9 protein-coding genes and 1 pseudogene are annotated in these 10,048 nt (G+C 72.1%); 6 read left to right on the top strand and 4 right to left on the bottom strand.

Annotation, left to right across the window (positions count from 1 at the left end):
• Positions 1–136 precede the first annotated feature (136 nt).
• From ACTMTU_RS35865 to ACTMTU_RS35850, 4 genes are read left to right on the top strand one after another with little or no spacing between them, the layout of a single operon-like run.
• Positions 137–1,222, top strand: a complete 1,086-nt coding sequence (locus ACTMTU_RS35865; protein WP_441267615.1) for an L-erythro-3,5-diaminohexanoate dehydrogenase — start codon at positions 137–139, stop codon at positions 1,220–1,222.
• Positions 1,219–2,841, top strand: a complete 1,623-nt coding sequence (locus ACTMTU_RS35860; protein ID WP_441267614.1) for a lysine 5,6-aminomutase subunit alpha TIM-barrel domain-containing protein — start codon at positions 1,219–1,221, stop codon at positions 2,839–2,841. The genes ACTMTU_RS35865 and ACTMTU_RS35860 overlap by 4 nt, the downstream gene beginning before the upstream one ends.
• Positions 2,838–3,704: an OAM dimerization domain-containing protein gene (locus ACTMTU_RS35855; RefSeq protein WP_441267613.1), complete on the top strand. Its 867-nt coding sequence runs from the start codon at positions 2,838–2,840 to the stop codon at positions 3,702–3,704. Before ACTMTU_RS35860 ends, ACTMTU_RS35855 begins: the two co-directional genes overlap by 4 nt.
• A 36-nt stretch (positions 3,705–3,740) precedes the next feature.
• Positions 3,741–5,351, top strand: a complete 1,611-nt coding sequence (locus ACTMTU_RS35850; RefSeq protein WP_441267612.1) for an amino acid adenylation domain-containing protein — start codon at positions 3,741–3,743, stop codon at positions 5,349–5,351.
• A 143-nt stretch (positions 5,352–5,494) separates the two neighbouring features.
• On the opposite strand, the gene ACTMTU_RS35845 is transcribed toward ACTMTU_RS35850, so the two are convergent.
• Both ACTMTU_RS35845 and ACTMTU_RS35840 read right to left on the bottom strand, forming a co-directional pair.
• A complete protein-coding gene (locus tag ACTMTU_RS35845) occupies positions 5,495–6,379 on the bottom strand; it encodes a helix-turn-helix transcriptional regulator (RefSeq protein WP_441267611.1) in 885 nt (294 codons plus the stop codon).
• Between the two features lie 89 nt (positions 6,380–6,468).
• Positions 6,469–6,594: pseudogene (locus tag ACTMTU_RS35840) on the bottom strand (HTH domain-containing protein); the annotation flags it as partial.
• 98 nt (positions 6,595–6,692) lie between these two features.
• Here ACTMTU_RS35840 and ACTMTU_RS35835 point away from each other — a divergent pair.
• Complete coding sequence (locus tag ACTMTU_RS35835) at positions 6,693–7,931, top strand: FAD-dependent oxidoreductase (protein WP_441267610.1); 1,239 nt, start codon at positions 6,693–6,695, stop codon at positions 7,929–7,931.
• A 345-nt stretch (positions 7,932–8,276) separates the two neighbouring features.
• On the opposite strand, the gene ACTMTU_RS35830 is transcribed toward ACTMTU_RS35835, so the two are convergent.
• The gene (locus tag ACTMTU_RS35830; protein ID WP_441267609.1) at positions 8,277–9,497 is read right to left on the bottom strand and encodes an RNA-guided endonuclease InsQ/TnpB family protein; all 1,221 of its coding nucleotides are present in this window, start codon (positions 9,495–9,497) and stop codon (positions 8,277–8,279) included.
• Between ACTMTU_RS35830 and tnpA the strand changes: the two genes are divergently transcribed.
• Complete coding sequence (gene tnpA, locus ACTMTU_RS35825) at positions 9,492–9,857, top strand: IS200/IS605 family transposase (protein WP_441267617.1); 366 nt, start codon at positions 9,492–9,494, stop codon at positions 9,855–9,857. The two genes, ACTMTU_RS35830 and tnpA, sit on opposite strands and share 6 nt — an antisense overlap.
• A gap of 114 nt (positions 9,858–9,971) precedes the next feature.
• Here the strand turns inward: tnpA and ACTMTU_RS35820 are convergent.
• On the bottom strand, positions 9,972–10,048 hold a 77-nt coding region (locus ACTMTU_RS35820), incomplete at its 5' end, for an adenosylhomocysteinase (protein WP_441267616.1).

Raw genomic sequence — 10,048 nt, 5'->3', positions numbered from 1 at the left:
ACCTAACAGCCGCCACTGACGACGGAAGAGAGTGCAGGTCAGAACAGATGCGCAGAGAACTCCGCCGCTTCGCGGCTTCGCCCCAAGGACCCATTCCTCCCCGGCCTGAAGGCCGGAGCCTCCTGGGAGAAATCAGGTGAACGGCCCTGCGGCGCAGGCCTGTTCGCCGCTGGGGCTGCACCGGGTGCGCGAACCGCGCGGGGTGCTGCCGCAGGCGGCGCTGCGGCTGGACACCGACCCGCGGCCGGCGGCGGACGAGGTCCGTGTCGCGGTGGAGTGCCTGAACCTCGACGCCGCGTCGCTGCGGCAGCTGCGCGAGAGGCACCACGGCGACGGTGACGCGGTGCGGGCGTACGTGTGCGAACTGGTGCGTGAGCGGGGCAAGATGCACAACCCGGTGACCGGCTCCGGCGGCATGCTGATCGGCACCGTCGCCGCGTGCGGGCCCCGTTCGCCGCTGGGGCTGCGGGTGGGCGACCGGGTGGCCACGCTGGTGTCGCTGACGCTGACCCCGCTCGTGATCACCGACGGACTGCGTGACTGGGACGGGCTGAGCGAACGGGTGCCGGCCCGCGGCCACGCGATCCTGTTCGGCCGGTCGATCGCCGCGCGGCTGCCCGGTGACCTGCCCGACCCGCTGGCCCTGTCGGTGCTGGACGTGTGCGGCGCGCCCGCGCTGACCGGCCGGGTCGTCGCCTCGTACACGCGGCGCGGCCGTGCCCCTTCGGTGCTGGTGCTCGGCGCGTCCGGCAAGTCCGGGTCGCTGTCGCTGGCGGCCGCCCGGCGGGCCGGCGCGGGGCGGGTGACCGGGGTGGTGCCGGATGCGGCGGAGGAGGCGGCGCTGACGGCCGCCGGCCTCGCCGACACGGTGGTGCGGGCCGACGCCAGGGACGCTCTGGCCGTGCGCTCGGCGCTGGAGCGGCACGGCGGTGAGGCCGATGTGACGGTCGTGTGCACCGATGTGGCCGGCTGCGAGCACGCGGCGATCCTGGCCACGGCGGACGGCGGTTCGGTCGTCTTCTTCTCGATGGCGACCTCCTTCAGCGCGGCGGCCCTCGGCGCGGAGGGCATGGCCCGCGACGTGACGATGCTGATCGGCAACGGCTACCAGCCCGGGCACCACACCCTCGCGCTGGACCTGGTGCGCCAGGAGCCGGGCGTACGGGCCCTGTTCGACCGGACCTGCGGCCCCGCGCGGGCAGGGGCGGGGGCCGTGCGATGACCTCGGCGACGGCTCCGGTGCCGACGACCGCCGTGGCGGGGAAGCTCGGCCTCGACGCCCGCACGGTGGCCCGTGCCCGTGCGCTGGCGGCCCGCGCAGGCGGGCCCGTCGTCGAACTCGCCCGCACCCGCACCACCGTGTCGGTGGAGCGCGCCACGCTGCGGCTGGCCGGGCTGGACGGCGCGGACGCCGAAGGCATCCCGTGGGTGAACCGGCTCGTCGACGCGGTGGCCGACACCGTGGGCCTGGAACACGGGGTGTGCCTGCCGGTGTGGGACGCGCTGCGCGGCGGCCGGTACCGGGACCTGGCCGATCTGGCGGCCTGCGCGGCTGCCCGCACGGTGCGCTTCCGCCTCCCGGACGGGGCGGCCGCCGAGGCGGCGGCCGGCGCGGCACGCAGGGCGGTGGCCGGCGGGATCGGCGTCATCGACGCCCGGCGTGCGGAGCGGGAGCGGATGGCGGGCCGGTGGGGAAATCCGCCCGCGCCGTGGATCTATCTGATCGTGGCGACCGGCGACATCCACGAGGACATCCGGCAGGCCCGGGCCGCGGCCCGCGGCGGCGCGGACGTCATCGCGGTGATCCGCTCGACGGGCCAGTCGCTGCTGGACTACGTCCCCCAGGGCGCCACCCGCGAAGGGTTCGCCGGCACGTACGCCACCCGGGAGAACTTCCGGCTGATGCGCGCCGCGCTGGACGAGGTGTCGGCCGAGGTGGGCCGCTACATCCGGCTGACGAACTACGCGTCCGGGCTGTGCATGCCCGAGATCGCGGCACTGGCGGGCCTGGAGCGGCTCGACATGATGCTCAACGACTCGATGTACGGGATCCTGTTCCGCGACATCAACCCGGTGCGCACCTTCGTCGACCAGCGGTTCTCCCGGCAGTTGCACGCCCGGGCGGGCATCGTCATCAACACCGGCGAGGACAACTACCTCACCACCGCCGACGCGGTCGACGCCGCGCACACGGTGACCGCCAGTCAGCTGCTGAACGAGTACTTCGCCAAGGAGGCGGGGCTCGCCGACGGGCAGCTGGGGCTGGGGCACGCCTTCGAGATCGACCCGGAGCGGCCCGAGTCGTTCCGGCTGGAGCTGGCGCACGCCCTGCTGGCGCGTGAGGTGTTTCCCGACGCGCCGCTCAAGTGGATGCCGCCGACCCGGCACATGAGCGGCGACGTGTTCCGCGGCTACCTCCTCAACGGCTTCTTCAACCTGGCCGGGGCGCTGACCGGGCAGAGCATCCTGCTGGTCGGGATGATGACGGAGGCCGTCGTCACGCCGCTGATCGCCGACCGCGACCTGGCGCTGCGCAATGTGCGCTACGTGCTCGGGGCGGCGGGTTCGCTGGCGGAGGACTTCCGTCCCGCCGCGGACGGGTTCATCGTCCGCCGCGCCCATCAGGTCCTCGACGAGGCCGTCGCACTGCTGGAGCGGATCTGCGACCGGGGCCTGCTGGAGGCGATCGGGCAGGGCACGTTCGGCGGGATGCGGCGCCCGGCCGGCGGCGGGCGCGGCGCGGACGGCGTGGTGCCCCGCGCGCCCGGCTACCGCAATCCGGCCCTGGAGCTCCTGGACCGACCGAACGAGACCGACCGCGACACGAGCGAGGCGATATGAGCATCCCGTTCCCGGCCGCCGGCGCGGTCCGGCCCTACGGCGACACCCCCGACGACGGCATGGTGCAGCTGTCGTTCACCCTGCCCCTGCCGCACGGTCCGCGCGCCGAGGGCGCGGCCCTCCAACTGGCCGGCCGCATGGGCATGGAGCGCCCGCTGCTGGTGCACAGCACCGCGGTCGGCGGCACCGACTTCAGTTTCTTCGTCGTCTACGGGGCCGTCACCCACGCGGTGGACCTTGACGAGGTCACCGTGGCCGAACGCGACTATCCGCTGCTGTCGGCCAAGGAGGCCGACCAGGTGGTGGCCGGCCGGCTGGGCCGCCGGCTGGTGGTGATCGGCGCCTGCATCGGCACCGACGCGCACACCGTCGGCATCGACGCGATCCTCAACATCAAGGGCTTCGCGGGCGAGAAGGGCCTCGAGTACTACAAGCAGCTTCGGGTCATCAACCTGGGCGCGCAGGTCCCGGTCGGTGACCTGGTGCGCGCGGCACGCGCCGAGCGGGCGGACGCCGTGCTGGTGTCCCAGGCCGTCACCCAGAAGGACGCCCACCTGACCAATGTGCGTGAGCTGAGCGCCGAGCTGCGGGCCGAGTTCGCCGACGACGAGCGGCCCCTGCTGGTGGTGGGCGGGCCCCGGTTCGACGCACGGTCGGCGCAGACGCTGGGCGCGGACCGCGTCTTCGGCCGCGGCACCACCCCGGGCGACGTCGCCAGCTACCTGGTGCACGCTCTGGCCGTCGCACCGCCGCGCGCCGCCGGTGCCGATGTTCCTGCCGTTCCTGCTCGCTCTGCGGGTTCTGCGGGTTCTGCTGTTCCTGCTGGTTCTGATGGTTCTGCTGTTCTCCAGGGCGTCGGTTGAACCGTCGACCCGCAACCGCCCCTTGAGGAGGGTCCTTTGAACGCCTACACCGGCGAAAATCCCGGCACACCGCCCGACCTCGACCGGCTCACCGGCGACGTGGGCGCCCTGCTGGACGTCCTGGGCCTGACCGGGGCCGCCGCCGAGCAGCCGGCCGACCGCATCGACACCCGCTTCGCCGCCACCGCCGCCCGCAACGCCGCCCGCACGGCGGCCGTGGACGCGGACGGCGACGTCACCTACCTCGAACTCGAGTGCCTCGCCGACGACATCGCCCGCCGCCTCGAGGGCCGCACCGGACCGGGCCGGCTGGTGGCCCTGCGGGTGGCCCGCAGCCGCTGGGCGCCCGCCGCCGTGATGGGCGTCCTGCGCTCCGGCGCCGCCTACCTGCCGGTCGATCCCGCCTACCCGGCCGCCCGCCAGGAGTACCTGCTCCACGACTCGGGCGCCGAACTGGTCCTTTCCGACGGCGAACTGCTCGACGGCGAGACACCGCTCGCCAAGGCGGGCCCCTTCGTCCTCGCCACCCGCCCGGCAGGTGAGGGCGGCCCGTCCGGGCCGTCGCCGGTCCCCGAGGACACCGCCTACGTCATCTACACCTCCGGCTCCACCGGGGACCCCAAGGGCTGCATGGTCGGCCATGCCCAGGTGCTGGCCCTGCTGGACGCGGCCGTGCCGCTGCTCGAGGCCGGCCGTGAGGACGTGTGGACGCTGTTCCACTCGCTGAGCTTCGACTTCAGCGTCTGGGAGCTGTTCGGCCCACTGCTGTCCGGCGGCCGGCTGGTCGTCGTCGACCGCGAAGCGGCCAGCGACCCGCTGGAGTTCGCCCGTCTGCTCGCCGACCGGGGCGTCACCGTCCTCAACCAGGTGCCCTCCGCGTTCGCGAACCTGACCGCGGAGGCCGTCGCGGAGAACCTGCGCCTGCCGGCGCTGCGCCGCGTCGTCTTCGGCGGCGAGGCGCTGGTGGCGGCCGACGTCGAACGCTGGTGGCAGGCCGGCATCGCGCCCGGTGCGAAGCTGGTCAACATGTACGGCATCACGGAGACCACCGTCCACGTCACCTACTGCCCGCTCACGCCGGACGTGCTGGCGGCCGCGGCCGCCGGACGCACCCCGATCGGTGTGCCGCTGCCGCATCTGACGGTCTCTCTGCGCGACGGGGAGGGCCGGCCGGTGGCGGTGGGCGAGCCCGGCGAGATCTGGGTCGGCGGCCCCGGGGTCAGCCACGGCTACCTCGGGCGGCCGGAGCTGACCGCCGACCGGTTCGTCGACACCGAACAGGGCCGTTTCTACCGCAGCGGCGACTGGGCCGTCGCGGACACCGGAGGGCAGCTCGCCTACGCGGGCCGCCAGGACGGGCAGGTCAAGCTGCGCGGTTTCCGTATCGAGCTCGGCGAGATCGAGGCGGCACTGCGGCAGGTCGCGGGCGTGGCGGGCGCGGCCTGCCGGTTGGTCACCGACAAGCACGGCGGCCAGTCGCTGTGCGCGTACGTGGTCGCCGACCGCGACAGTGTGCCGGCGGCCACGGTCCGGGCGGCACTGGCCGCCCGCCTGCCCGCCCACATGGTCCCCCAGCAGGTGCGCCACCTGGACCGTCTCCCGGTGACCGCCCACGGCAAGCTCGACCGGGCGGCGCTGCCGGGGTAGCGGGCGGCGGGGGCCGGCCCCCGTCACTGGCCGGCCCGGCGGCTCCCCGGATGTTCTCCGGGGCCATGAATCCCGATGAGCCCAGCACATGCGTGGAAGCCGTACTCACCGCGTCCAGTGCTTTGGCGATCCCATCGAAAAGATCAGCGCCGCCGCCGTTGCGACTGCTTCGTGGCGCCACTACCGCTGCCGGACCGGGATTTGGCTGCGGATCCGCGCGGCTCAGCAACCCCGTCCAGCTCCGGCGCCGCCGCACCGACCGCGCTGGTGGCCAGTCGGCGGGCAACGCGTCGGCATGCCTGTGCGAGTTGGGGCGGGTGGAGATCGGTGAGTTCGGTGTCGAAGGTGGCGAGGATTCCGGCGACGCCGGCCCAGGACCAGGCGCCGAGGGTGAGCCGGCAGTGCTCGGTGTCGAGGTGTTCGACGACCGAGCCACCTGGTGCCCAGCGGGCGACGACATCGGCCGGCAGGTTGAGTCGCGCGGTGCCGGTGCACGGCCAGGCGGCGAGGGTGTCGCCGCGGTCGTGACTGCTCATGACGAAGCCGGCGAGGTCGCCGTGGGGGAGCTCGCGTGCGCTGAAGGGATGTGTCGTGGGACGGGGGCGGAGCCGGTCGACTCGGTGCACTCGCCACTGGTCATCTTCGAGGTCGTAGGCGACCAGATACCACCGGCCGGCCCAGACGACCAGATGGTGGGGCTCGATGCGGCGGGCGGGCAGGAAGTCGTCGTCGCCGGTTTCGGGGCGTGAGCCATCGGCACGGAGGGTTTCGGTGACGAGGACGTGGCGGTGGCGCACCGCGGCTCCCACGGCGGTGAGCGCGGTCGGGTCGATGGGGGGCGCCAGGAACTCCCAGTAGTTCTGCAGCCTGGTCAGACGTAGGGACTTCAGGGATGCCCGTAACGCTGGGGGCATGGCCTGTTCCAGGCTTGCCAGCGTCCGCGCCGCGTCGTCTCCCAGGCCGAGCACTGTGCTGGGCGCGGTCTGCAGGGCCACCGCGACCGCGAGGGCCTGATCGTGGTCGAACACGAGTGGGGGAGGGGGTGCCCTGCGTCGAGCCGGTATCCGCCATCGGGTCCGTGGACGGTGGTGATCGGGTATCCGAGCCGGCGCAGCGTCTCGATGTCCCGGCGGACGGTGCGCTCACTGGCTCCGAGCCTGCCGGCGAGTTCAGGCAGTGGCCACAGTCGGCGCGATCCGAGCAGGGACAGGAGCCGAAGTGCCCGTCGTGAGGTGTTCGCCATCGTCCCACCCTGACACCGGTAGTGGCCGCTCGGTGTCCACTACCGGTGTCAGGGTGGGGCCCGTCGAGGCAAGCAGTGGCGGAAGAGGACGGTTCGGTATGCGTGTTGTGGTGGTCGGTGGTGGGATCGGCGGACTCGCGCTGGGGGCGGGATTGCGCCGCCGGGGGTACGAGGTGGCGGTGTTCGACCGCGACACCGACGTGGCGGCGACAGGCGGTTACCACATCACCCTGGACGAGCGGGCCCAATCGGCGCTGCGGGAGTTGGTGGCGCCGCAGATCATGCGGCGGCTGCTGGCGTCGGCCTCGGCGCTGCGGCTGCGCGACCGCGAGGCGTTCTGGGACCGCCGCGGCCGGCTGCTCGGCCGCGGGCCGGATCTCAGCGGCGCTGCCGGCGTCGACATCGACCGGATCACCCTGCGCATGCTGCTGGCCGAGGCGGTCGGCGACGACCTGCATCTGGGGCGGACCGTGTCCGGCGTCGGCCGGGGCGACGACGGCGCGCCCCGAGTGCTGTTCACCGACGCCACAGCTGTCTCGGCGGATCTGGTGGTGGGCGCGGACGGTACCCACTCCCTGGTTGCCCAGCACCTGGCGGGAGGCCCGACAAACAGCCCGGCGGGCATCATCGGGTTCTCCGGCCGCACGCTGCGCACCGACCTGGGTCCCAGTGAACAGCAACGGCTCGGACGACGATCAGGGCTGGCGATCGGCCCACGGGGGGCGGCACTCTACGTCGGCTTCCTCGACCCGGTCGGCAACGCCGCGCTCGACGCACCCGAACTGCGGATGTCCCTCACCACCGGCCCCACCTACATCTGGGGCGCCATGTTCCCCGAATCCGCCGCGACCGACTCCCTACGCGACCTGCGCGACGGCGCGCTGCAGGCCGCGCTGGTGAGACGTTTCCGCGAGCGGGGCTGGGCCGAGCACACGCTGGAGGTCATCGCCCGCGCCGACCCGCACAGCCTGGCCGCGTACCGCTTCAACGCCGCCTCGACCCGAGCCACCGATCTCGCACCCTGGCCCACAGGCCGCATCACCGCGCTCGGCGACGCCGTTCACGCCACACCACCCACCGCCGGAATGGGCGCAGGCGCGGCCATCCGCGATGCTGCCTCCCTGCTTCGGCACCTGGGCGACGTCACTGACAGCGGTACCACGTTGACCGAGGCCGTGAACCGATTCGAGGCGGGCACGCGCCGGCGCGGCAGCGAGATCCTCACCCTGGCCATGAGAACGGTCCGCCTGGTCCTGGCCACCGACACCACACTCGGCGCCGCCGCTACCGCCGTGGCCACCCCGATCCTGGCCGCGGCAGCCCGGCTGCGCCCTTGACGATCAGTGTCGGTGCAGCCGCGGGGCTCAGTCCGAAGGGTTTCTGAGCCGGGTGGCGAAGAACACCGCTCCCGCGCCGGCGACCGCGGCACCCTGGTCGACCTCACCGGCCGTCAGGTAGGCCTCCGCCGACCAGGAAAAGGCAGAGCACGACGGCGGCAAGCCGACCTGATGGTCGACTCACCGCCAGGCACGGCGCGCTACAGCGTCGAGGGGAGTGTCCCAATCGGTCCCGGGCCACTTCGCGTCTTGGATCGGCCTACCAGTACAGGTACCTGCCAGTGCAAGCGTCAGAGGCGTTGTTCCTGTCCTCGCAGACCCGAACTGCTTGACATCCTCTCCGCCCTAAAGGACGGAGATTCCCGCCTGCCTGCCGGTGGTCACCGGCTTGGGCTTCGGGTGGGTTCCTGTTTCTTCGCGCTGTGCCGGGATGAGTCCCGGTCTCACCCGCGCTCCGCAGGCTGATACGGCCAGTCCGGCCGCCTTGGCGACGTTGACCGCCGCGTTGATGTCCCGGTCAAGGACGGCCCCGCACGCCGAGCACGTCCACTCAGGGATGTGCAGGGGCTTGGGGCCGTCCTTGACGCCGCACTGCGAGCACACCTGGGACGTGGGCTCGAAGCGTCCGATGCGGTGGAAGGCGCGGCCGTACAGGGCGGCCTTGTACTCCAGCATCGTGGTGAACGTCGACCAGCCGGCGTCGTGCACGGACTTGGCCATGCGGGTGCGGGCGAGGCCCTTGACCGCCATATCTTCCACTGCAACCGCTTGGTTCTCGCGAATCAGCTTGGTGGAGAGTTGGTGGTGGAACTCGCGCCGCGCATCGGCCGTCCGGGCGTGGGCTTGCGCAACCTTGATCCGGGCCTTCGCCCGGTTCTTCGACCCCTTGGCCTTGCGGCTGAGATCTTGCTGCGCCTTCTTCAGTTTCTTCTCGGCCCGGCGCAGGAAACGGGGGCTGTCGATCTTTGTGCCGTCGGACAGGATCGCGAAGTGGGTCAGGCCCAGGTCGATGCCGACCACGTTGTCCGTGGCGGGCAGCGTCTCGGGCTCGGTCTCCACGACGAACGAGGCGAAGTGCCGGCCCGTGCTGTCCTTGATCATGGTCACCGTGGACGGGGTGGACGGCAGCGTGCGGGACCACTTGACCGGCATGTCGCCGACCTTCGGGAGCCGGAGCTTTCCGCCTGCCGTGATCTTCCATCCGGCGTTCGCGGTGAATCGGACCGACTGCCGGGTGTCCTTGCGGGACTTGAACCGGGGCGGTCCCGTCTTTGGGCGCTTGCCCTTGAGGCCGTCGAAGAAGTTCTTGTAGGCGGCGTCCAGGTCTCGCAGGGACTGCTGCAACACGACCGAGGACACCTCGGCGAGCCATGCCCGCTCGGGGGTCTTCTTCGCGGCGGTGAGCTGCTTGGACAGCTCACCGGACGGGATGAACGGCAGCCCGGCGGCGCGGGCGGTCTCACGGGCCCGGAGGGCGTCGTTGAAGACAACCCGAGCACACCCGAACGCCCTCGCCAACGCCATCCTGATGTACGTACCGGTCGTCATGTCGTTTACAACCTGCATGTCCACTTGGTTTTCGTCACGAAGTACCGGCGTAAGGCCATGACCGACGCCATGCTGACGCGGTGCGAAGAGATCATGCGGGAGGTCTGCGAGGGCTTCGAGGCCGAGCTGAAGCAGTTCAACGGCGAGGACGACCACGTACACCTGCTCGTGCACTACCCCCCGAAGGTCCAGCTCTCGAAGCTGGTCAACTCCCTCAAGGGTGTATCCGCCCGGCTGCTGCGCAAGGAGTACGACAGCCACGTCCGGCGGTACCTGTGGGGCGGGCACTTCTGGTCCGGCTCCTACTTCGCCGGGAACTGCGGCGGTGCACCACTGACTGTGGTCAAGCAGTACATCGAGAACCAAGATCAGAGGTAGACGCCACCAGTAAGTACCGCTGCCTCTTGGGACGGTGTGCGAGCGCCCCTCAGGGGAGGGCCGGGCCGGCGGCTGCGGCCCTCCCCCGCCTGTCGGTGTGGACGCCGACAGGCGTCAGTAGCGGTAGTGGTCCGGCTTGTACGGGCCGTCGACCTCGACGCCGATGTAGGCGGCCTGCTCCGGGCGCAGGG

Source organism: Streptomyces sp. OZ13, assembly GCF_052068155.1.
GTDB lineage: Bacteria > Actinomycetota > Actinomycetes > Streptomycetales > Streptomycetaceae > Streptomyces.
Note: the sequence above shows the minus strand (reverse complement) of the source record. Positions and strands in the feature narration are given on the sequence as shown.